This window comes from Gordonia shandongensis DSM 45094 (genome assembly GCF_000423025.1).
GTDB lineage: Bacteria > Actinomycetota > Actinomycetes > Mycobacteriales > Mycobacteriaceae > Gordonia > Gordonia shandongensis.
The window spans coordinates 41,291-63,807 of record NZ_AUHE01000005.1; the positions used below are offsets into that span (position 1 = coordinate 41,291).

18 protein-coding genes are annotated in these 22,517 nt (G+C 68.6%); 1 reads left to right on the top strand and 17 read right to left on the bottom strand.

The genetic code is table 11. The features are described from left to right. Window positions 1-4: 4 nt before the first annotated feature. The 15 genes from fadD32 to G528_RS0107920 form a co-directional block, all read right to left on the bottom strand. Window positions 5-1,903, bottom strand: a complete 1,899-nt coding sequence (fadD32, locus tag G528_RS0107850) for a long-chain-fatty-acid--AMP ligase FadD32 (RefSeq protein WP_026918494.1) — start codon at window positions 1,901-1,903, stop codon at window positions 5-7. Between the two features lie 114 nt (window positions 1,904-2,017). Then, on the bottom strand, window positions 2,018-3,022 hold the full coding sequence (locus tag G528_RS0107855) for an LLM class F420-dependent oxidoreductase (RefSeq protein WP_026918495.1): 1,005 nt from the start codon (window positions 3,020-3,022) through the stop codon (window positions 2,018-2,020). 108 nt (window positions 3,023-3,130) lie between these two features. Beyond that, the gene (locus tag G528_RS16815; RefSeq protein WP_035719368.1) at window positions 3,131-4,096 is read right to left on the bottom strand and encodes a cutinase family protein; all 966 of its coding nucleotides are present in this window, start codon (window positions 4,094-4,096) and stop codon (window positions 3,131-3,133) included. Beyond that, window positions 4,090-4,650, bottom strand: coding sequence for a hypothetical protein (locus tag G528_RS0107865; protein WP_026918496.1), 561 nt, complete (start codon window positions 4,648-4,650; stop codon window positions 4,090-4,092). Before G528_RS0107865 ends, G528_RS16815 begins: the two co-directional genes overlap by 7 nt. 185 nt (window positions 4,651-4,835) lie before the next feature. Then, window positions 4,836-6,278 carry an alpha/beta hydrolase-fold protein gene (locus tag G528_RS0107870; RefSeq protein ID WP_026918497.1) on the bottom strand — a complete coding sequence of 481 codons (1,443 nt, stop codon included), beginning with the start codon at window positions 6,276-6,278 and terminating at the stop codon, window positions 4,836-4,838. A 191-nt stretch (window positions 6,279-6,469) separates the two neighbouring features. Next, window positions 6,470-7,468: an alpha/beta hydrolase gene (locus tag G528_RS0107875; RefSeq protein ID WP_026918498.1), complete on the bottom strand. Its 999-nt coding sequence runs from the start codon at window positions 7,466-7,468 to the stop codon at window positions 6,470-6,472. Between the two features lie 357 nt (window positions 7,469-7,825). Further along, window positions 7,826-9,955, bottom strand: coding sequence for an arabinofuranosyltransferase AftB family protein (locus G528_RS16820; RefSeq protein WP_035719369.1), 2,130 nt, complete (start codon window positions 9,953-9,955; stop codon window positions 7,826-7,828). After that, on the bottom strand, window positions 9,939-10,859 hold the full coding sequence (locus G528_RS0107885) for a decaprenyl-phosphate phosphoribosyltransferase (protein ID WP_026918499.1): 921 nt from the start codon (window positions 10,857-10,859) through the stop codon (window positions 9,939-9,941). The genes G528_RS16820 and G528_RS0107885 overlap by 17 nt, the downstream gene beginning before the upstream one ends. A 31-nt stretch (window positions 10,860-10,890) precedes the next feature. After that, window positions 10,891-11,460, bottom strand: a complete 570-nt coding sequence (locus G528_RS0107890; protein WP_026918500.1) for a phosphatase PAP2 family protein — start codon at window positions 11,458-11,460, stop codon at window positions 10,891-10,893. Beyond that, window positions 11,441-13,363, bottom strand: a complete 1,923-nt coding sequence (locus tag G528_RS0107895; RefSeq protein WP_035719370.1) for a glycosyltransferase — start codon at window positions 13,361-13,363, stop codon at window positions 11,441-11,443. The genes G528_RS0107890 and G528_RS0107895 overlap by 20 nt, the downstream gene beginning before the upstream one ends. Further along, entirely contained in the window at window positions 13,363-14,562 is a 1,200-nt protein-coding gene (glf, locus tag G528_RS0107900) for a UDP-galactopyranose mutase (protein ID WP_026918502.1), read from the bottom strand. The genes G528_RS0107895 and glf overlap by 1 nt, the downstream gene beginning before the upstream one ends. A 63-nt stretch (window positions 14,563-14,625) precedes the next feature. Beyond that, a complete protein-coding gene (locus G528_RS0107905; protein ID WP_026918503.1) occupies window positions 14,626-16,272 on the bottom strand; it encodes a SpoIID/LytB domain-containing protein in 1,647 nt (548 codons plus the stop codon). A gap of 123 nt (window positions 16,273-16,395) precedes the next feature. Further along, on the bottom strand, window positions 16,396-17,250 hold the full coding sequence (locus G528_RS0107910; protein WP_051198488.1) for a Cof-type HAD-IIB family hydrolase: 855 nt from the start codon (window positions 17,248-17,250) through the stop codon (window positions 16,396-16,398). Beyond that, a complete protein-coding gene (locus tag G528_RS0107915; RefSeq protein ID WP_051198490.1) occupies window positions 17,247-18,071 on the bottom strand; it encodes a lysophospholipid acyltransferase family protein in 825 nt (274 codons plus the stop codon). The genes G528_RS0107910 and G528_RS0107915 overlap by 4 nt, the downstream gene beginning before the upstream one ends. Window positions 18,072-18,073: 2 nt before the next feature. Then, window positions 18,074-18,844 carry a lysophospholipid acyltransferase family protein gene (locus G528_RS0107920; RefSeq protein ID WP_026918506.1) on the bottom strand — a complete coding sequence of 257 codons (771 nt, stop codon included), beginning with the start codon at window positions 18,842-18,844 and terminating at the stop codon, window positions 18,074-18,076. A 167-nt stretch (window positions 18,845-19,011) separates the two neighbouring features. Between G528_RS0107920 and G528_RS0107925 the strand changes: the two genes are divergently transcribed. Further along, complete coding sequence (locus tag G528_RS0107925; protein ID WP_026918507.1) at window positions 19,012-20,589, top strand: Rieske 2Fe-2S domain-containing protein; 1,578 nt, start codon at window positions 19,012-19,014, stop codon at window positions 20,587-20,589. Between the two features lie 239 nt (window positions 20,590-20,828). On the opposite strand, the gene G528_RS0107930 is transcribed toward G528_RS0107925, so the two are convergent. Both G528_RS0107930 and G528_RS0107935 read right to left on the bottom strand, forming a co-directional pair. Continuing rightward, window positions 20,829-21,623 (bottom strand): CPBP family intramembrane glutamic endopeptidase, encoded by a 795-nt coding sequence (locus G528_RS0107930; RefSeq protein ID WP_026918508.1) that lies wholly within the window; start codon window positions 21,621-21,623, stop codon window positions 20,829-20,831. Window positions 21,624-21,698: 75 nt separating this feature from the next. Beyond that, a complete protein-coding gene (locus tag G528_RS0107935) occupies window positions 21,699-22,460 on the bottom strand; it encodes a DUF2470 domain-containing protein (protein WP_026918509.1) in 762 nt (253 codons plus the stop codon). Window positions 22,461-22,517 lie beyond the last annotated feature (57 nt).

Sequence of the window (22,517 nt, forward strand, 5' to 3'; positions counted from 1 at the left end):
CGTGTCATGCGTCCGCGTCCGGGAACGCCGACTGCTTGTATCCCCCGCGGAGTGTGCCGTCGATGTAGGCGGCCTTGGTCGCGCGCCGCGCGATCTTGCCGCTCGACGTGCGTGGAATCGATCCGTTCGGAACCAGGAGCACATCGCGCGCCATGACGCCGTGCCGTCCGGCGATGGTCGCGCGCACGGCGTCGGCCACCTCGTGCGGGTCGGCCTTGCGGCCGGGTCGCTCGGCGACGATCACCAGCTGCTCGGATGCGTCCTCGGGGTCGCGGGTCAGACCGCTGAAACCGCCGTCGAAGACCTCGTCGGGAAGCTGGTTGGCCGGGACGGCGAAGGCCGCGACGAAACCGGGACGGATCGCGACGCTCGCCTCCTGGGCGCTGGCCTCCAGATCCTGCGGATAGTGGTTGCGGCCGTCGACGATCACCAGATCCTTGACGCGGCCGGTGATGTAGAGCTCGCCGTCGAAGTAGACGCCGTAGTCGCCGGTACGCATCCACAGGCCGTCCTCGGGCGCCCCCTCGGCGTGGCTGCCCTCCGGCAGACGCGAGGTGAGCCGGTTGTGGAAGGTCTCGGCCGTCTCCTCCGCCTTGTTCCAGTAGCCGTCGCCGATGTTGAGGCCGTGCAGCCAGATCTCGCCGACGCGGCCGTCGGGGAGTTCGGCGCCGGTCTCCTGGTCGACGATCACCGCCCACTCGCTGAGCGCGACCTGCCCGCACGAGACCTGCGCGACGGCACCCTCGGCGTCCTCGGGGACCTCGACGAAACGGCCCGCGTTCAGCTCGTCACGGTCGACGTGGCTGATCTTGGCGGAGTTGTCGCGCTGGGTCGCCGAGACGAACAGCGTGGCCTCGGCCATGCCGTAGCACGGCTTGATGGCCTTCTCCGAGAGCCCGTAGGGCGCGAACGCCTCGTTGAACTTGCGCATCGAACTCACGGTGACCGGCTCGGAGCCGTTGATGAGTCCGATGACGTTCGACAGGTCGAGGTGCTCCCCGTCCTTGGGCAGCCCGCGGAGCGCCGCATGCTCATAGGCGAAGTTCGGGGCGGCGGCGAAGGTCGGCGAGTGGTCGGCGTCGGCCGCGAGCTCCCGGATCCAGCGACCCGGGCGGCGGACGAACGCCATCGGGCTCATGATCGTGACGTACCGGCCGCCCAGCGCCGGCAGGATCACGGTGAGCAGACCCATGTCGTGGAACATCGGCAGCCAGGTGACACCGCGCGCGTTGCGGTCGATCTCGATGCAGTCGTAGATCTGCAGCACGTTGGCGGCCACCGCCTGATAGGTGATCTCGACGCCCGCGGGCACACGGGTGGAGCCCGACGTGTACTGGAGGTAGGCCACCGATTCGAGGTTGTTGCGGCTGGCGACGGGCGGCACCCACGAGCTGCCCACCGAGTCGGGGACCGCGTCGACCGCGATCACGCGGGGCCGTTCCTTGGCGGGGCGGTCGGCGAAGAAGTCGCGCACCGCCTCGGCCGACTTCGTGGAGGTGAGGATGGCCGACGGCCGGCAGTCCGCGAGGACCGCGACGAGCCGGTCGGTGTGCCCCGGCTCGTCCGGACTGAACAGCGGCACCGCGATGTTGCTCGCATACAGCGAGGCGAAGAAGCCGATCACGTACTCCAACGACTGCGGAGCCAGGATCGCCACCCGGTCACCGGGCTGCGTCACCTGCTGGAGGCGCGCGGCGACGGCGCGCAGCCGCTTGCCGAACTGCGCCCAGGTGAGGTCGATCGCCTCACCGTCACGCTCTCGGCTGAAGTCGAGGTACCGGTAGGCCAGTTCGTCCGCCTGCTCGCGCACATTCCGCTCGACGTAGTCGACCAGGGTCGCGTCCTCGGTGAAGTGGAGGTTCCCGTTCTCGTCGAGGAACTGCTCTAACTCCGTGTTCAGCATCCATTAACTCCTGTTTCCGCACGTCATTGCGCGGTTCTGCGTCACTTCGCGGTACGCGCCTTACCCCGACACACGCGTGCCTACCCCCTGGAACGTACGAAAGCCTCGATCAGTTTACTCTCCCCGCAACAGCGGGATGACGGGCGCGAACGCGTCCATCTGGGTCGGGAACACCCCGACGTAACTCATGGTGGTCCGTCGACGGACCTCGCGGATCTGTTCGGCGATCTCCTCGAAGGTGCCGAACGCCAGGTACGGAGACGCCAGAATGTCGTCCACCGTCAACTCCACATCGCGTGCGATGTTGGGCGGGTAACCGCTCTCGAGCGCCTTGAGCGCCATCTCGGCCGTCGCGACGCGATCATCGGTGATGACGATCGTCGCGATCGTCCAGTTCAGCTCGATCTGGTCGAAACGCTCGCCTGCCGCCTGGCGAATCCGGTCGACACGCTCCGCGGTCTTCTCGATCGTCATGTCCGACAGCCGCAGCCGGCCGTCGCGCGTCGACCCGGTGGCCACCGAGATGATGTCGGCGTGCTTCGCGGCCAACGCGAGCATCTTCGGGCCGCCGCCGCCCACGGCGATCGGCGGGCGGGGCCCCTGCCGCGGTCGCGGCGACCCCTCGAGTCCCGTGATCCGGTAGAACTCGCCGTCGAAGTCGACCGTCTCTCCGCGCATCAGCAGGTCGAGGATCGTCAACGACTCGTCGAGCCGACGGATGCGCTCCCCGGGCGTGCCGAACTCGATGCCCGCCTTGTCGAACTCGTCCTTCATCCACCCCGAGCCGATGCCGAGTTCGAGGCGCCCCTTCGACAGGACGTCGATGGTGGTGGCCTCCTTGGCGAGGATCGCCGGGTGGCGGAATCCGTTCGCCAGCACCGAGGTCGCGAGCCGGATCGTGCTGGTGGCCTGCGACAGCGCACCGAGTGCGGCCAGCGGGCCCACCTGGTTTCCGAGGTGATCCGGGATCGCGAAGGTGTCGTACCCGTACTCTTCGGCGGCTTGGGCGAGCTTGACGAACTTGCGCGCGCCGCCCTCGTCCTTATTGCCTTCGCCGCCTGCACCGAAGCGGAACTTCCGAAGTCCCCCCGGTGTCGACGAATCTTGGCCAGTCGTCACGAAGCGTTTCTCCTACTCGGTTCACGGCCTCGCGGTCAAGGCCTCAACCCGAGAAGGCTATCGCAGCCGGGGGTGTTCCCCAAGCCCGACCGTTCGGGCGCGGGCGCGTCAGGTGTGCGGGACCGGTTCCACCTTCTTGATCAGCCGGGTCGACCACCCCAGCAGCCATGCGGTGGCGGTCTGCGAGTTCTTCGACTTCCAGTACCGCTTGGTCGCGTACATGGCGTGGACGGGGTTGTTGGCGGCGTTGGCCAGCGAGCCGATCGCCTTGAGCGGATCGGCGATGGTCGGCGAGTCGCAGATCAGGTCGCCGGGCGCGCAGATCGAGTACGTGCGGTCGGCGAGCGTTCCGAAGCCGCCGTCACGCGCACCGGTCATCGTGATGCCCGGGACGAGGCTTCCGAAGCCGCCGAGGGCGACCTCGGCGCCGACTCCGGGCGGGCTCGGCGCCACATAGTGCGCGCCGTCGCCGACCTGGCGGCGGCCGTCGGCGATGAGTCCGACGCCGATCACGAGGTCCTGGTCGCGGGCGTCGAGGGGGCCGCGGCCGTTGCCGATGTCGCTCGCGAGGTCACCCGCGATGACCGCACCCTGCGAGAAGCCCATGAACACGTAGCGGGTCAGGGGGCAGTGGTCGTGAGTCTTGGTCACCTTGTCTGCGGCGCGTTTGAACCCCTGCGCGCGCGAATCGTTGTAATCGGCCTGGCGGTCGCGCAGGTCGGTCGGATTACGGAATGCCGCCTTGTACGGGACGGTGTAGACGTCGACCCGCGAGTCGTCGAACCGATTCTGGAGCTGCGACGACACCCGCAGGAGCAGGGACTTCGGGTTGGCGGTCGGATGGTGCGGATCGTCGCCCGCCTTCGACTCCCAGGTCCCCGGGATGACCAGGGCGAGGACGTCGGGGCAGTCTGCCGGTTGGGCGTTCGGGCGCGGCGGCGCACTCGTCGACGGCCCCCCGGGCGGCCCCTTGACGGGCGGCGGGGGCGAGAGCCACTGGTAGATCAGGTAGGCGACGAGGAAGAGCGCGAGGACAGCGAGCAGCAGCCACCTGAGTCGGCGGCGTTTCAGCACAGGTGCTTCTCGGCGGCCGAGATGATCTTGTCGGACTTGCTGTTGGCGTCGGCCTCACTCTTGGCGACCGGTCCGATGGATGCGCGGACGTATGCCTTCATCAGCATCGGGTCGACCTTGTTGGCCTCCGACTGACAGACGTACCGGCCCATGGTGAGGGCGACGTTGTTGTCGCTGTCGCCCATGAACTCGACCTTCTGGCGCTTCAACGCCGCGAGGTACTTCTTCTCCTTGGCCGAGAGTTTGACGCCCTCGGGCGGCGGCGCGCCGCCGGGGAACTTCTTGACCACCGACGTCGACGAGTCGGGTGCGGTGGCCGGACGCGACTTCGACGCGCGGGACGCGCCGGCCGAGGCGTCGGCCGACGCCTCGGCCTCCTCCGAGGAGCTGGTGTCTCCGGCCGGCACCGTGGTGGTGGTCATCGACTCACCGCCGATCGGCGCGCTGGCCGTCGACGAATCGTTGCACGCGGTGAGCACACCGGCGGCCACGGCGAAGGCGCCCGCCACGGCCGCGACCCGGAGGCGGGAGACCCGGAGGTGTTTGGCAGTCATGTCGTCGAGCGTACCGGCGCGACCGGCAGTTTCCCGCACTCGAGAGGTCGACTCCAGTGAAGACATGGCAATTCCTCAGACGATGTTCAGACAACGGATCGTTGCAGACGCCCGGAGGTGCGCCGGGTCACCGTCCGGTGACCCGGCGCAGCGTTCGACGCGGTCCTCGGGCACGGATTCGTCGACTACTCGACGCGCGCTCCGTCGCGCGGGGTGAAGACGATCTTGCCCCGCTCGAAGGTGTTGTACTTGACGCCGTCGCGGCCGGTCTTCTCGTCACTCGTGGGCAGGCCGAGGCGATCGGCGGCGGGCACGTAGGCCCCGCCGATGGCCCCGCCGACCACCTTCGGCCCCTTGGGGCCGGTGATGATGCGTCCGTTCCGGAAGTCCTGGGCACGACCGCCCGGGACCGCGTACTCACCGGTGAGGCAGCCGCCGAGCGACTTGAGCTGGGGCGCCTTGGCGAAGGCCGGCCCGACCTTGCAGGCCACCTTGTCGCCCGCCAGTCCGAGTGCGCCCGCGGCCTGCGGCCACGCCTGGTGCATCTCGAACTCCCAGTACGGCCACGTGTGGGTGCCCGACGGCCGGTACACGGCCTGGCCGTTGATCCCCAGCTTGTTCAGTTTGGCGGCGAACTGCTGGCTGGTGACGCGGGAGAGGACCTCCAGGCCCACACCGGAGTAGTTGGTCGCCAGCATCGGGATGTCGGACGGCTTGTCGTGGGGGCCGACGACGCCGTTGCCCGACGAGATGTAGAGGCTCGTGCCGCGCAGTTTCTTGGCCAGGACGTACGGATCGTGCTCCTTCCACGCCGGATCGGTCGGCGGGCCGAACATGTTGGCCGAGTCGTATCCGCCGCCGTCCCGGAGGGCGAACTGGATCGCCTGCGGCATGCCGTAGGTGGACAGCTGCAGGATGCCGGAGAAGGATGCGGCGAACTTGTAGAAGCCCGGGTTGCGGGCGGCCAGCATCATGGCGGCCGAGCCGCCCATCGAGAGCCCTTCCACGCCGCGGACGTCGGTCGATCGCCACTGCTTCTCCAGGACGGTCGGCAGCTCGTGGATGAGGAACGTCTCCCACTGGTAGTTCTTCCCGCGATCGGGTTTGCGCCAGTCGGTGTAGAAGCTCGACTCGCCGCCGACCGGCAGGATCACGTTGACGTTCTTGTCCTGATAGAACTTCTCGATGTCGGTGTTGATCAGCCAGCCGTTCTGATCGTCCTGGGCGCGCAGTCCGTCGAGCATGGTGAGTTGCGGGAACTTGGCGTCGGGTTTGGCGTACCAGTCGCGCGCCAGCAGCATCTGCACCTGGATGTCGGTCTTCATCGCCGGCGAATGCACCCACACGGCCACCCGGCGGTCGGTGAACCACTGGGTCTTGGTGACGACGCCCGGCGCCGTCTTGGTCGGCACCTTCTTGGTGGTCGGCGACGGCTTCTTGGGTGTCGGCTTGGTCTTCGACGTGGGGGGCGCCGGCTTGTTCGGTCCCGCGGTGGCCGGCGGCTTCGGCGGGTCAGCCAGCGCGGGTCCCGCTCCCGCGGCGACCAGCGATGCGGCGACGGCGATGCTCGCCGCGCCGCGGCAGGTGGTCCTGGCCCCTGCCCGCACCGTCTTGGTCCAGATCTTCACTGCGTGCTCCTCCACAAGTCACTACGGTCGCGTCGCGAACCTCGCCCGGCCCCGTCCAACGCGAAAACAGGGCGCTTCCCGTGTTTTGTACACGGGAAGCGCCCTGTTTTGTGCGCGCCACGCTGTGACGCGTGTGAATTGTGTGACTAAAGTTTCTCGAACTCGAGAAGCTCGTCAGCCCGTCGGACGGATCAGTTGAAGAATCCGCGACGCTTGGCGTTCCACAGCATGTCCTGCCAGTAGCCCCACGCGTGGGTGCCGTTGGCGTAGTGGGTCATGAGCGGCTGACCCTGGACGAAGGCGGCGGCCTCGAAGGCCTTGGCCTGCGTGAAGGCCAGGAGCTCCAGCGGGGTGCCCTTGAACAGATCGTCCACCACGTTCTGCGGGTAGTTGTACCGACCGAACAGGCCGTTGCCCGCACCGACGTACACCTTGAGTCCGCGCATCCGGTTGATCAGCATGAACGGATCGTTCTGGGTCCAACGCGGGCTCCACGGGGGACCCCACATGGCGTCGATGTTCCACGGCTGCGGCGAGACGTCGAGCATCGAGAGCCGCAGCGCGGTGCGCATGCCCGGAGCCGACAGGAACAGGTAGCCCGAGAGCGAGCCCGCCGCGTAGTACAGGTCGCGACGCTGAGCGGCGTGGGTCAGAGCGGCGCCGCCGCCCATCGACAGACCCATGATGGCGTACTTGCCGCCCTTCGACTTGAAGCCGTTGCGCTTCAGCATCGGGACGACGCGCTTGTCGATGACGCAGCCCCACTTGTAGCGCTTCTTCTGACCGTTGAAGTTCGAGGGGGCGTCCCAGTCGGTGTACCAGCTGGCGGGGCCGCCGACCGGCATGACGACGTTGACGCCCTGATCGGCCAGGCGGCGAGCGTTGGTCTCGATGTCCCAGCCGCTGCGGTCATAGCGTGCACGCATGCCGTCGAGCAGGATCACGGTGCGGCGGTTGCCCGCGCGCTTCCAGGTCTGCACCTTCACCTTGCCGGGCGCCATGGACTTGTTGCCGAAGGCCCCGTTGGTGGGCATGCCGCAGGCGTCGATCCAGTAATCCTTGTACGCGGCGGCCTCGGCCGTTCCGGCGCCGACAGCGGTACCAACCAGTCCCATCGCGGTGAGCACCGCGATGAGGACCGCCGTGAACCGGCGGTGACCGGCATGCGGCTTGCTCTTAGCTACGCGCATTGACTGCTTACTCCCTCGTCAGGTTCAGGCTGTGCGCACCGGGTAGTGCGCTCGCCTCTGCGTTCTTCACGTCCGCTCTCAGCAACGCCACACGCGCCACTTCGGCAACCGGATACGGCGAGCCTATTCGACTCGCCGGACCCCTCCAAAACATGTGACCATGGTCACACGTGTCGGTGTCGGCCATTCCGGGGCTGCCGAGGTAGGTCTCCGCGGATTCCCACTCCAGAGCACGCCCTGTCTATCGTTCGACCGATCAGGGACGTTACCGTTTCGATATAACGCACCACAAGGGAACGAGAGATACGCGACACTCAGCCCGGTCTCAGTTCCACCCGTCACGCGCTCAGGAAGCGATCACTTCTCGCCGAGACCCGCCGGCATCGGCAGACCGCAGCGAGCGATCTCGTACTCCGGCACCCGCGAGATGCGGTAGCTGTTGAAGCCGAACGACTGCCGCAGATTGTGGCGGAACCGCGCGAACGTCCACGTGCCCTTGTACGACGCGAACCGGTCCTGCGTGGCCGGGCACGTCAGCGCCACCCGTGCCATCGTCAGCTCGTCACGGTCGATGAACCCCGGGACGGCGTTGGAACCGCCGCTCTCGGCGACCACCCAGAAACTCGGCAGGTTCTTGTCATGGCCGATCCGCCCGTCGGTGAGCCGCGCCGTATGCGCCGCGAGCGGATACGCCAACCCCATCTGATCCACCACGCGCACGTCGAGCGGCGCGTTCATACTCGTCATCCCCAGGTTGAGGAAGTACACGGTGGTCTCACGCGGGGCGCCCGGCGGCATCTTCTTCGGCAACGGCGAGACGTACCACTCGTCGTAGTTGGCCGACGGCAGCAGGATCCCGCCCTGGCCCTGGCGGTCGGCGATCGCCTCCACCATGGCCCGCATCCGCGGGTAGTCGCGGTAGTCCTCGGCGGTCACCGGGTTCTCGTTGCCCATGTTGGTCACGTAGAACCGCCGCTCGTCGACGATCCCGTCACGGCCGATGTCCATTCCGGCGTTCGGCAGCACGGTGTCGTGCGCGGCCACACCCCACCACACGACGGTCACCCAGCCGCCCACCAGGGCGATGCTCGCGGCGAGCTGTCGGCGGCGGCGCGCGTCGCGCAACGTCGACGGGATCCGCACCGGGATCGCCATCACCGGCAGGAGGAGGATGAAGATCGGCGCCAGCAGGACGCGGCCGTGCATGAAGTCGCCGCCCTGACGCAGCCAGTAGAGGCCCAGGACGAGCCCGGCCACCACGACGGTCACCACCACGGTGTCGGTCGACTGCAGGCGCGCCGAGAAACGCCGCCACCCCGACGTCACCGCCGCCACCGCACCGCCGGCCGCGGCCGGCTCCGGATCGAGGATCTCGGGCCACTCGTCTCCGGCCGACCCCTTCCGATCGGCGCCCGCGCGCTCCCCCGCGGCCCGCCGCCGACCGACGACGGTCACCGCCGCGAGCAGGATCCCCGCGACGATCACGACGATCGTCGGCAGCAACAGCGTGTACGGCGTGTAGAGATTGTCGAGATATGCGGCCCCCTGACTCCACTTGGAGCCGCTGGCGTCCTTCGCGATGGCCGGATTGGGCACCAGCACCGCGTAATAACCCATTCGGAAGATCTGGTAGCCGACCGGCAGGGCGCCGGCCACGGCCACCATCGCGACCCGACGGCGCCACCCGATGGGCGAGCAGAACAGCACCAGCAGCACCAGGCCGCCGAGGATCGTGATCTCCGGCCGGATCAACGGCGCCAGACCGGCGACGAAGACCAACGCATAGAACGCGAGCGTCTCGCGGCGACCGGAACCGACCCCGGCACCGCCCCGGCCGTCGGCATCGTCCTGGGCTGGATCCTTGTGGGCCGGATCCTTCTGGGTTGGATCCTTCTGGGTTGGATCCTTGTGGGGCCGCCGGCGTCCCCAGGCGAGGAACATGCACCACAGTCCGGCGATCCAGAACAGGACGAGCCCGTTCTCGAGCCCCGACGTCGCGAAGTCGCGGGCCGGCGGGATCGCGATGTAGACGATCGCGCCCAGCGGCAACAGCAGCGTGATGCCGGGGCCCACGATCTGCCTGCCGTACAGGCGCGCCGTGCCGTACATCGCCAACGGGATCGAGGCCACCGACAGGATCAACGCCACCCACAGCGCGACGTACTCGGTCTGGTCGGCGCCGGTCACCCAGCTCCAGAACCACAGCAGGTAGGTCCAGGCGGTGGACGTGTTCGCCTCCACCCGTTCACCCGCGTTGAACACCGGCCCGTTCCCGGCGAGCAGGTTGCGGATCGTCCGCAGCACGATGAGGCCGTCGTCGGCGATCCACCGCCGCTGCCACGCCCCGATGGCGAACAGCACGGTGACGGCCAACGCTCCGATCGCCCCGCTGGCGACCGGAGCGATCAACCGACGGCGGTCCGGCGCGGTCGGCGTACCCGGGCCCGCGGGATCGCGACCCGTCTCGGTGTCAGGAGAGCGGGACATAGACCGCGACACCCACGAGCACCACCCATGCCAATGCCAGGAACTGCAGCACCCGGTCGCCGAGCGCGATGTCCTCCGGCTCACCCGCCTGGCCGCCGTCGACGTCGACCGCGTATCGCAGGATCGCGACCGTGAACGGCACCATCGAGATCGCGTAGTAGACGTTCTGCGAGTGGATCTCGTCGAACGCCCACAGTCCGTAGCAGAGGACGACCGCCGTCGCCGACAGCGTCCACACGAACCGCAGGTACGTGGTGGTGTAGTACTGCAGCGACTTGCGGATCTTCGCTCCGGTCCGTTCGGCGAGCTGCAGTTCGGCGTACCGCTTGCCCGCCGCCATGAACAGCGAACCGAACGCCATCACCAGCAGGAACCACTTCGAGAGCGTGATCTCGGCGGCCACGCCGCCGGCGATCGCGCGCAGCAGGAAGCCGGACGACACGATGCAGATGTCGACGACCGCCTGGTGCTTGAGTCCGAAGCAGTAACCGAGCTGCACCGCCAGGTACACGCCGATCGCAACGGTGGTCTGCCAGTTCGCGAGATACGCGATCCCCAGGGACGCCACGGCCAGCACCGCCGCCAGCACGAACGCCAGATTCCGCGGCACCACCCCCGCGGCGATCGGCCGGAAGCGCTTCGTCGGATGCGCGCGGTCGGCCTCCACGTCGAGCGCGTCGTTGATCAGGTAGATCGACGACGCGACGAGGCAGAACGCGATGAACGCGATGCCGACACCGGCCATCTTGTCGCCGTCGCGGAGCACGTCGGTGCCCGCGGCCAGCGGTGCGGCCAGCACCAGGACGTTCTTGACCCACTGCCGCGGACGGAGCGCCTTGATCAGGCCCGCAGCCAGACTCTTAGGCGGACCGGCGACGTCGTGCTCGATCGGCTCCTCGCTCATCGGTGCGTTCCTCACTCACTTGAAAAAGTCATCAGTTGCGGGCGGCTCGCGCGTCGACGGCGACGACGGCACCGGCGGTCAGTGCTCCGACCAGGGCGCCCGCGGCTACATCGGAAGGGTAATGGACGCCGAGGACCAGACGCGAAAGCAGCATCGGCGGCACGAGCGCGACGGGCAGCCCGATCCGGGCCGACGGCGTCCCCGCGGCCCGGCCCAGCAGGAGCGCCGCGGCCGTCGTCGACGTCGCGTGGCTCGACGGGAAACTGAGCCTGCTCGGGGTCCCGACCGACACCCGGATGTCCGGATGGCTCGGTCGCCGGCGGCGGACGATCCGTTTGATCACCACCGACGCCGCGTGGGCGACGAACGCCCCCGCACCCGCCTCCACATACCGGGTTCGGGCGACCCGATCGCCTCGGCGGTGCGCGGCGAGCGCCCCCGCACCCGCCAGGACGAGCCAGCCCAGGGAGTGCTCCCCGACGTGCGACAGACCGCGCGCGGTCGACAGGACGCCCGGCCGGTCGGCCAACGCGTCCTGGACCGCGACGAGGATCGCGTCCTCGCCGACGGCGGCCACCGGTTCAGTCGATTCCGAAGACATCAGCCCAGCTCTCTGTGCTCACCAGTTCACCGTGCGCATCCCGGTACTCGACACGCTTGTCGGCGAACCGAGCGCGCAATTCCTTGAGCAGTGCCGCCGACTCCCGCGCCAGCCCGGTCATGACGTCGCGGTCGCGCTTCCGGTACACCACGCCGCGGCCGTCGGCTGTGGTCACGGTGACGCCGTCGACCCGTCCCAGCGAGAACCAGCGCGCCTCGATCGGCGGGTAATTGGCCTGCGGAACGCTGTGGTGACGCGGATCGGCGGGGCGGGCGTTGTTGACGACCGCGGCGGCCAGCGCCTTGACCTTCGCGAGGGGGCCCCGCGGCTCGTTGACGCCGAGCGCCGTCGCCTCACCGGTCGTGCCGGGGAGCTCGGTCGCCGACGGCAGGACCACCGCATCCGGATACTCCCTGCGCAGCTGTGCGACCTTGCCGAGGGCCGTCGGCAGGATGGAGCGGATGTGCTCGGGTCCGGCGAGGAAGTCGCGGATGGCCTCGTTCTGAATCGCCACCGTCGAGTACTCCAGGCACAGCAGGTGCTTGGCCGTGGCCTTGGCCATCGACGTGAGGATGCCGTCGATGGACCCGTCGGTGTAGATGGACGCGACCACGAGACGGTTGCGCAGGTGGAAGTACGCCTGCCAGTCGATGGCGTCGTCCTTGTCGCTCCACGCCATGTGCCAGATCGCGATGCCCGGAACGGTCGCGGTCGGGTATCCGGCGCGGTCGGCGCGCAGCGCGAACTCCCAGTCGTCCCACTTGATGAACAGGGGCATCGGCAGACCGATGGTCTCGGCGACCTCGCGCGGGATCATGCACATCCACCAGCCGTTGCCTTCGACGTCGATGCGCCGGTGGAGGTTCTTGGAGTTGTCCCGGTCGCTCAGGGGATGCTTCGAGAAGTCGTGGTCGTATTCGACGAACGGTGCCGCGGTCCACATGAACCTGTGCCGGTCGATCACCTCGCCCATGCAGTGCAGGTGACTGCGGTCCTGCAGGTTCAGCATCTGACCGCCGACGAGCATCGGCGACTTCGCGAACCGTGACAGCGCCAGAGCACGCAGAATCGAGTCGGGCTCGATCATGATGTCGTCGTCCATGTAGAGCACATACGGGCTGTCGGTGAGGCGCAGCGCCTCGTACATGATGCGCGCGTATCCGCCCGACCCGCCGAGATTGCCCTGGTCGAAGATGTGCAGGCGGTCACCGAGCCGGTCCGCGGCCGCCGTGTACCCGTCCTGGTCGACCACCTTCCGCGTCCCCTGATCGGGCATCAGAACGGCGTCGATCACACCGTCGACCAGCGGATCGGAGGTCAGTGCGGCCAACGCCGCGACGGCGTCGTCGGGCCGGTTGAACGTGGGGATGCCGACCGTCACCCGTCCCTCACGCGATGCGTCGGGCCGCTCGGTGGCGTACCAGCCGGCCGAGACGATCCGGGTGTCGGTGTCGGACGTGACGTCGAACCAGATCCAGCCGCCGTCCTCGAACGGCCCCAGGTCGGTGACGAACTCGAACACGCCGACGCCGTCGGCGTCGGGCGTCACCAGGTCGCCGCCGATCGCGATCCGCGAGCCGTCGATCTTCGAGCGGTACAGGTCCACCCGGGCGCTGCCGCGGAGTTCCACACGCAGCACCACGGAGTTCAGGACCGACCACCGTCGCCAGTAGGCGGCGGGGAAGGCGTTGAAGTAGGTGGCGAAGCTCACCTCGGAGTTGCCCGCGAGGTCGACGCTCGTGCGGTCCGCCGAATGCGCGCGCAGCGCGTTGCTCGCCGACTCGACGAGGTAGAGGGAGCGCACGTCGAGCGGCTCGCCGGCGCGCGGGAAGATCACCCGCTGCAGCAGGCTCACCGCCCGGCTCTCGTCGACGTCCGTCGCTGCGTGTGACACCGCCGTCATCAGGCGCCCTCCCCGGCCAGCGGCGCACCGTCTCGCAGGTGCGGCGCCAGCGTGTTGTCGAACATCGTCAGCGCGCTGGCGATGGCCATGTGCATGTCCAGGTACTGGTAGGTGCCCAGGCGGCCGCCGAAGAGCACCTTGGCGTCCGCGGTCTCCGCCTTCGCCAGATCGCGGTACGCGGCGAGCATCGTGCGATCCTCGGGCGTGTTGATCGGGTAGTACGGTTCGTCGTCGTCCTTGGCGAATCGTCCGTACTCGCGCATGATCACGGTCTTGTCGGCCGGATACTGTCTGCGTTCGGGGTGGAAGTGCCGGAACTCGTGGATGCGGGTGTACGGCACGTCGGCGTCGTTGTAGTTCATCACCGACGTCCCCTGGAAGTCGCCGGTCGGCAGCACCTCGAGCTCGAAGTCGAGCGTCCGCCAACCGAGACGCCCCGCCGAGTAGCCGAAGTAGCGGTCGAGCGGTCCGGTGTAGACCACCGGTGCGTCGGGATTGGCGGCGCGGATCTCGTCGCGGACGTCGAACCAGTCGGTGTCGAGCCGGACCTCGATCCGATCGTCGGCCGCCATGTTCTCCAGCCAGGCCGTGTAGCCGTCCGTCGGCAGTCCCTCGTGGGTGTCGTTGAAGTAGCGGTTGTCGAACGTGTACCGCACCGGGAGCCGCGTGATGTTGCCCGCCGGGAGGTTCTTGGGATCGGTCTCCCACTGCTTGGCGGTGTAGTGCTTGATGAACGCCTCGTACAGCGGGCGTCCGACGAGGCTGATCGCCTTCTCCTCGAAGTTCGCGGCCTCGCTGGTCTCGACCTCGGACGCCTGCTCGGCGATCAGCGCGCGCGCCTCGTCGGGGGTGAAGTAGCGGCCGAAGAACTGGGACACCAGCCCCAGGCCCATCGGGAACTGGTAGGCCTGACCGTCATGCATGGCGAACACCCGGTGCTGGTACCCGGTGAACGACGTGAACCGGTTGACGTACTCCCACACCCGCTCGTTGGAGGTGTGGAACAGGTGGGCGCCGTACTTGTGGACCTCGATGCCCGTCTCGGGCTCGGCCTCCGAGTACGCGTTGCCGCCGATGTGGTTCCGGCGCTCGACGACGAGCACTCGCTTGCCGAGCTCAGTTGCCGCTCGCTCCGCGACGGTCAGGCCGTAGAAGCCCGAACCGACCACGATCAGGTCGAAGGTGCTGTTGTTCGTCACGGCTGCCCAGCCTATCGGACAGAACCTGAGTATTTCCGCAGTGCGCCCGCCGCGCGGCGCTCGCTACCGACCGGCGTCGCGCGTCGGGAACCCGAGCTCGGCCACTCCGCCGCCCGCGAGGAAGTCGGTGAGTGCCTCGCCGAACAGGGCGTGCGCGCCGGTGAGCGGGCTGTAGTAGAGCATCCCGTTCTCGATCACCTGGACCAGTCCGGGCATCCCCTTGCCGTCGGTGATCATCTCGGGTTTCGCGACGGTGCCCGTCGATCCCTGCGAGTTGGCGCTGCGATCCCTGCTGACGGTGCCGGTGGAGCCGTTGCTGTTGTCACTGCGCTCCCGCGAGACGCGCTTGGCGGTCAGCGCCTTGGTGCCCTCGGCGATGATCTGCTCGATGACGGGGGTCACCTGGCCGATCACATCGGGCAGACCGACCACGCCCGCGCCCGGGACGATCTTGTTGAGGATCGCGTTGAGCGGGCTCAGGTCGAGGAGGTCGCCGGGGCCGCCCGGGGCTTCGGGGCCCACCTGCGGTTTGACGATCTTCGGCATCGTCTTCTGGCCCTTCACCGAGAACCAGTCGGACTTCAGCTGCAGTTTGGTGCGCGCCTGATCACCGGTCGCCTCGACGGTGCCGCCGGTGCCGCTGACACGGACCTTGACGACCCGGCCGCCGCCTTCGCCGAGACCGTTGGCCTCGATGACCTCGAAGCTCTTGAGGGCGCCGACGCCGAAGGCCGAGGCGATGCTGCCGGCACTGACGGTGGCCGACCAGTTGTGGGTCGGTGAGATGGCGTCGCCGGCGTCCTTGACGGCGGGGAACAGTCCGCCCGCGGTGTAGCCGCCGGTGGACGCGGAGAACTCGGTGAGCGCGGGCTTGCCGTTGAGCAGTCGGATCGCGCCGGCGGTCGCGTCGGCGGCGCGGCTGGTGCGCGGGTCCTCACCCGAGGCGCCGTGGTACATCTGCGACTGCTGGGTGTTGTCCATCTTGCGGCCCGACGCGAGGCCGGCGACGACGTACGACCGGGCCGCGACGGCCTGTGCCTTGAGTGCCTCGAACCCGCCGCTGTCGGCCCACGACGGCATGGACTCCTTGGGGATGACGCCCTTGACGTAGTCGTCGACGTGCAGCTTGTTGATGACGCCGCCGGGTCCGATGCCGATCGCCCCGCGGTACTTCTCGCCGCCGTTGCAGAACGTGAGCAGTTCGCCGTCCGGTCGGTTGGTGCCGGGCGCGATCGGTTCGACGAGCGACGCCTGCACGGTCTTGACCACGGCGCCGCCGCATCCGTTGGTGATGGTGGCCGTGTTCCCGGACAGGCTGACCGCCTGTCCGGGAGCGACCTTCTCCGTGCCGACTCGCATTCCGGCAGCCGCATGAACACTGACCGACTTCTTCTCGCTGAGCGAGACGGTGACGTCGGGGGTGCTCACCTTCCCCGCGGTGGTGTTGCCGTAGTAGTGCCGCAGGATCCGGTCGGCGGACCAGCCCTGCTTCGCGTAGCCGTACGCACCCCACTGTCCGAGGCCGCGGCCGTGGCCGTGGCCGTGGCCGTCGAGGGTGATCGGTGAGTCCGCCGCCAGCGTGACGCCGTCGGACGAGAACACACCGGTCGTGGCGGTGACGACACCGCCGATCAGCAGCGCCGGCGTCAGACCCAGCGCTGCGAAGGTCAGACTCCGCTTCCTGGCACGGCTCGGGCGAACATTGGGCACTGCGAACCCCTTCGGGCAGAACCACAGCATGCATGTGGTCCGTGTGACTAATGGGACTCCTGTGACAGTAGTGACTCAACTGCGCCGGCAACAAGTCCCCGTGGTCACAACCACGTCACGCTTTTAGAACCAGCGTTCGAGTACCGCGGCGACGCCGTCGTCCAGATTCGAGCCGGTGAGCTCATCGGCGGCCGCGTGAGCTGCGGGATCACCGTGCCCCATCGCCACCCCGCGCGACGCCCACGCCAGCATCTCCGCATCGTTGGGCATGTCCCCGAACGCGACGACGCGACGGCCGTCGACGTCGGTGTTCGCCGTCAACCACCGGAGCCCGGTCGCCTTGTGCGTCCCGGGCACCGAGAACTCCAGCAGCCCCGTGTCGATGGAGAACGTGATCTCCGCGCGGTCGCCGACCAGCGGCGCAACGGCGTCGGCCATCGCCCGCGAACTCATCCCGGGCATGCGCGCCAACAACTTCACCGCCGGTTCGGCGGCCACCTCGGCCAGACTCACCTCGACGTGATCGGGGTTGAGCCAGGCGTGGCGATACCCCGGCGTCGCGACGAACGGAGCCGACGCCGCGTCGAAGGCGGTCGCGCCCGCGCGCTCCGACGCCAACCCGCAGCCCGGCAGCGCCTCCGCGCAGATCGCCGCGATCTGCGCCAGCGTCTCGGGCGTCAACGTCGCCGCGTGCAGGATGCGGTCGGCCGACACGTCGTACACCAGCGCTCCGTTGGCGCAGACCGCATAGCGCACCGCCGCCGGCGTCTGCGCCAACTGTTCGGTGATCTCCGGGATCCACCGCGGCGGCCGCCCGGTCGCCAACACCAACTCCACCCCCCGGGACCGTGCGCGGATCAGCGCCTCGATCGTCCGGGCGCTGATCCGGTTGTCGTCGTCGATCAGGGTGCCGTCCACGTCCGACGCGATCAGCGTCGGAACCTCGGCGCCACCGGACCGGTCCGTCGCGGCCGTCATCCGGCTCGCTTCCGTGCCGCCCGCTGCGCCCGTCGTCGAGCCTTCTCCGCGGCCTCGGCGTCCTCGATGACGAGGGCCTCGGCGGGCGTCGGCGCCCCGCCGCCCAGCCGGGCCGGCAGCCAGTCGGCGCCCGCCGGCGCATCCGGGTATCCGCTCTGCACGCGATGCAGCAGCGCCTCCATCGCCGCCCGGAGCCGCCGCGTCGCCTCCTCCGGGTCGTCGCGCGGCGTCACGTGCAGCGGTTCACCGAAGGCCACGTCGACGGGGATGCGCGATCGTCCCATCCGCCGTTTGGCACCCTTGGTCCACTGACGCTGCGAACCCCACACGATCGTCGGGATCACCGGGACCCCCGCCTCTGAGGCCATCCGCACCGCACCCGTCTTGAACTCCTTCAGCTCGAAGCTTCTGCTCAACGTCGACTCCGGATAGACGACGATGATCTCGCCTGCGCGCAGGTCCGCCACCGCCACGCGGTAGGCCTCACGGCCCGCCGAGCGGTCCACCGGGACGGCCCGCGCGTGCTTCACCAGGAAACGCATGATCCCGACGTCCATCACCTCGGATTTGATCAGGAAGCGGCCGCGTCGACCGCGCCGGTACAGGCCGAGGCCCGCCGGCAGGAAATCGACGTAGCTCGTGTGGTTGACCGCGAGCACCGCGCCACCGCTCGCCGGAACGTTCTCGAGTCCGTCGTAACGCCTGCGGACCCCCTGGACCGTCATGATCGCACCCGCGAGCGCCTCCAGGATCCGGTAGACGGGCTCGCCGCCCGACCGGCTGCGTCCGTCCGGCGTCTTCGCATCCTCACCGCCCCGCATCGTCAGTCAGCGTTCTCCCCGGCGTCGCGCTGCGCCCTGCGCGCCGCTTTCGCCTCGGCGTCCGCGAGGTCCATCGCATCGGCCTCCTCGAGGGTCGGCGCACCGCCGCCGCGTGCCGCCGGCACCCAGAACTCGCCCGCCGGGTACTCGCCGTACTCGTCCTGCACCCGGGTGAGGGTCGCGCGCATCGACTCCCACAGCCGTGCGGTCAGCTCGGCCGGCGTGCCCTCCGGCGGAATCGGCTCGGCCACGGCCACCGAGATCTTGGCTCCCGACCGCCCGAGGTTCCGCGGGTGTCCCTTGGTCCAGATGCGCTGGGCGCCCCACACGATCGTCGGGATGATCGGCGCACCGGACTCCAGTGCCATGCGCGCCGCACCCGACTTGAAGCTCTTGAGCTCGAAACTGCGGCTGATGGTCGCCTCGGGGTAGACGCCGACCAGCTCACCGCGCTTGAGGTAGTCGACGGCGTCGCGGTAGCTCTGCGCACCGCTGTCGCGGTCGACGGGGATGTGCTTCAGCGACCGCATGATCGGGCCGCCGAACCGGTTGTCGAAGACCTCCTTCTTGGCCATGAACCGGACGTACCGACGCCCCTGCAGGAATGCCGGGATCCCCGCGAACGTGAAGTCGAGGTAGCCGGTGTGGTTGAAGGCCACCACCCCCGGCCCGTCGACGGGCACGTTCTCGACGCCCGAGATGTCGAACGAGAGGCCCTGGGCGAGCCAGAGCAGACGGGCGGTGGAGACGACTCCGGCATACACGGGTTCCATACCTGGAGAGCTTAATCACTCCCGGCGACATCGCATGGGGTCCATTCCGGGGCACCGGCGATAATGTGGAGGCTGTTCGCCCGCACCCGGTGCGAACGATCCGGGGCGACCGCCCGCCGCTCCGCGTCGACTCGTCACCGCGACACCACCCGTGAAAGGCAGCCCTCGTGCAGATCACCAGCATCGGTCACGCCGGATTCCACATCCAGACCGCAGCCGGATCCATCCTCTGCGACCCCTGGGTCAACCCCGCGTACTTCGCATCGTGGGTGCCGTTTCCGGACAACTCCGAACTCGACTGGAAAGCTCTCGGCGACTGCGACTACCTGTACGTCTCGCATCTGCACCGCGATCACTACGACGAGCAGAATCTGCTGGAGAACGTCAACAAGGACGCGACCGTCCTGCTGCCGGACTATCCCGTCCCGGACCTCAAGCACGATCTGGAGCGCCTGGGCTTCCACACCTTCGTCGAGACCACCGACTCGACCAAGCACACGGTCTCCGGACCTCGCGGCGATCTCGACATCATGATCATCGCGCTGCGGGCGCCCGCCGACGGACCGATCGGCGACTCGGGACTGATCGTCGACGACGGCGAGACCGTCGTGTTCAACATGAACGACGCCCGTCCGGTCGACCTCGACGTGGTGCACGACCAGTTCGGTCACGTGGACGTCCACCTGCTGCAGTACTCCGGCGCCATCTGGTACCCGATGGTGTACGACATCCCACGCAAGTCGAAGGCCAACTTCGCCAAGCAGAAGCGGCAGCGCGGCATGGATCGCGCACGGTCGTACATCGAGCAGGTCGGCGCCACCTGGGTGGTGCCGTCGGCGGGTCCGCCGATGTTCCTCGACGACGATCTGTTCGGCCTCAACGACTTCAACACGGGCTCGGACGCCGATCAGGCGAGCATCTTCCCCGACCAGGCCGAGTTCCTCGATCAGATGGTCACTCACGGCACCGACGACGGCGAGCGTCATCGCGGCCTGATGATGGTGTCCGGATCGGTCGCCGACTTCTCCGGGAGCGTCCTGGACGGCGTCGAGCATCCGTACCCGCCCGAGCAGGTCTTCGGTGAGAACAAGAAGGCGTATCTCGAGTCGATGAAGGAGAAGTTCGCTCCGGTCATCGCCGCGCAGAAGGCGACGTGGGCGCCGGCCGACGGCCCGTCGCTGCTCGAGCCGCTGCGCGAGACGTTCGAGCCGATCATGGCCCAGTCCGACCTGATCTGCGACGGTATCGGGTACCCGGTCGGCCTGGCGGTCGGTGAGGACACCTATGTGCTGGACTTCCCGAAGCGGATCGTCCGCATGCGCGAGGAGGGCGACGGCAAGTACCGCTACGGGTTCCGCATCGCGCCGGAGCTGGTGCGGACCGTGCTGCGCGACGACGAGCCCGACTGGGTCAACACGATCTTCCTGTCGACTCGATTCACCACGTGGCGCATCGGCGGTTACAACGAGTACCTGTACACCTTCTTCAAGTGCCTCACCGACGAGCGGATCGCGTATGCCGACGGCTGGTTCTCCGAGGCGCACGACGACTCGGCGTCCATCGAGCTCGACGGGTGGGTGATCCAGCGCCGCTGCCCGCACCTCAAGGCCGACCTGTCGAAGTTCGGCGTCATCGAGAACGGCAAGCTCACCTGCAATCTGCACGGGTGGCAGTGGGATCTGGCCAGCGGTCGCTGTCTGACGTCGAAGGGACACGAGCTGCGCGTGGACAACGCGCCGGAGTAGTCGCCCCGCATCGCGGGCCGACGTGATAAATTCACTGATGTCGCGGACCCCTGGTGATCCGCGGCGTCGACTCGGTCCGGGTGGAATCGGGGCTCTTGGGAGGGAGCTGCTCGGATCGTTCTAGCGCGGCGCAGCCGTCGGGTGCGGAATTCCCCCGATCGCTGCGCCGCGCTTCTCTTCTCATCGCATCCACCAGTGCTGATAATAATAGTTATCGCATTGCCAGCGGGCTTGATCGGTCAGCCGAAGGGCGTCGCCCCCGCCGCCGACAGCGCCGCGTATCCGACGAAGGCGACGGCGTCGATCACCCCGTGTGCGATCACCAGCGGCCACAGTCGGCCCGTCACCTGATACCACCGGCCGAACACCACACCCATCGCCAGATTGCCGAGGCCGCCGCCGACACCCTGGTACAGGTGATAGCCGCCCCGCAGGGCCGCCGACGCCGCCAGCGCACCGCCGCCCCCGACACCCAGCTGACGCAGCCGGGTGATGAGGTAACCCACCACCACAACCTCCTCGGCGAACCCGTTGGCGAACGCGGTGAGGACCAGCAGCGGCCCGCGCCACCACAGTCCGTCGTCGGGCGCGGCGATCAGTTCGGCGTTCCACCCGAGAGCCCGCGCCAGCGCGACCAGCCCCAGCCCCGGCAGTCCGATGACCGCGGCCAGCACCAGCGACGGCGCGGCGTCCGCGCGACGCGGTCGCCCCAGCCCCAGCGCCCGCGGACCGATGCCGGTGCGCCACAGCAGATACAGCGCGAGCAGACCGAAGGCGACCAGCGTGGCGGCCCCCATCGCCTGCCGAACGGCGTCGATGGCCGCGACCGGCGAACGCGACGGGTTCAGCGCCACCGAGACGTCGCCGAGACCGCCCGTGAGCGCCCACTGCAGCAGACTCAACGCAGCGCCGATCGCCTTGAAACCGAAGGTCAGCACGCCGACGATCACCAGTTCCACGATCAACGCGCGGCGTTCGGTCGGATCGTCGATCCGCACGATGTCGGCGCCCGGCGGATCGGCTCGCGAAGTCACGGCCACCACGGTAGCCGCCGATGCGGCCCCGCCTCAGGCGTCCGGGGTCAGGGATGCGAGGTCAGGGATGCGAGGTCAGAGATTCGAGGTCAGAGATGCGAGGGCGGCGGAGAGTTCGGGAACGCAGGTGGCCGGTTGCGGGAAGGGGATGCGGACGTCCTCGTCACGGTCGCCGACCTCGGCCCGCAGTGTGATTCCGAAGCGGTCGAGACGCAGCGGCCGGACCCGACCGCCGCGGATCGATGCGGGCAGATGTCGGCTGAGCTGCTCGACGAGATCCGGATGGTCGGCGTCGAGGTGCCGCAGCCAATCGGCCTCGTACTCCCAGAATCGGTCTGGCTGCGCCGACGCCAGCTCGTCGACGTCCACGCCGCAGGCCCCGCTCGCCGTCGCGATGACGGCGGAGCCGAGCGCGAGCCGCACCAGGCTGAATCCGTGCCCCACGTCGAGGAGATGCTCGTCGGGGTGGTCGCCGGCGATCTCGACCGCGAGCTCCCGCTGCAGTCGGTCGGGCACCTCGTTCAGCGTTCCCGACAGCCAGATCAGCGACCGCACGGGTTCGCGCATCGGCACCGGCGCACGGTCGATCACCTCCACCATCGCGGTCGGTGTCCGCCCGGTGACGGTCAGCTGCGTCAGCGCGTCGGCGTCGTCGGGGATCAGCAGAAAGGCGTCGGTCTCGAAGAGGTGGACCACCGCGACCCGGTCGCAGCCCGTCGATCCCCCCGCGTCCCCCGACGTCCCACCGTCGATGCCGGCCGACAGGGATCCCGACTCCGCAGCGCGGCACGCCGTCTGGATCTGCTCCGCAACGCGGGGCGCGAGCATCGTCGTCATTCCACCACCTCCTGACCTCGGCCACCAACAGGTAAGTGTGACCTTACTTATGGTGAC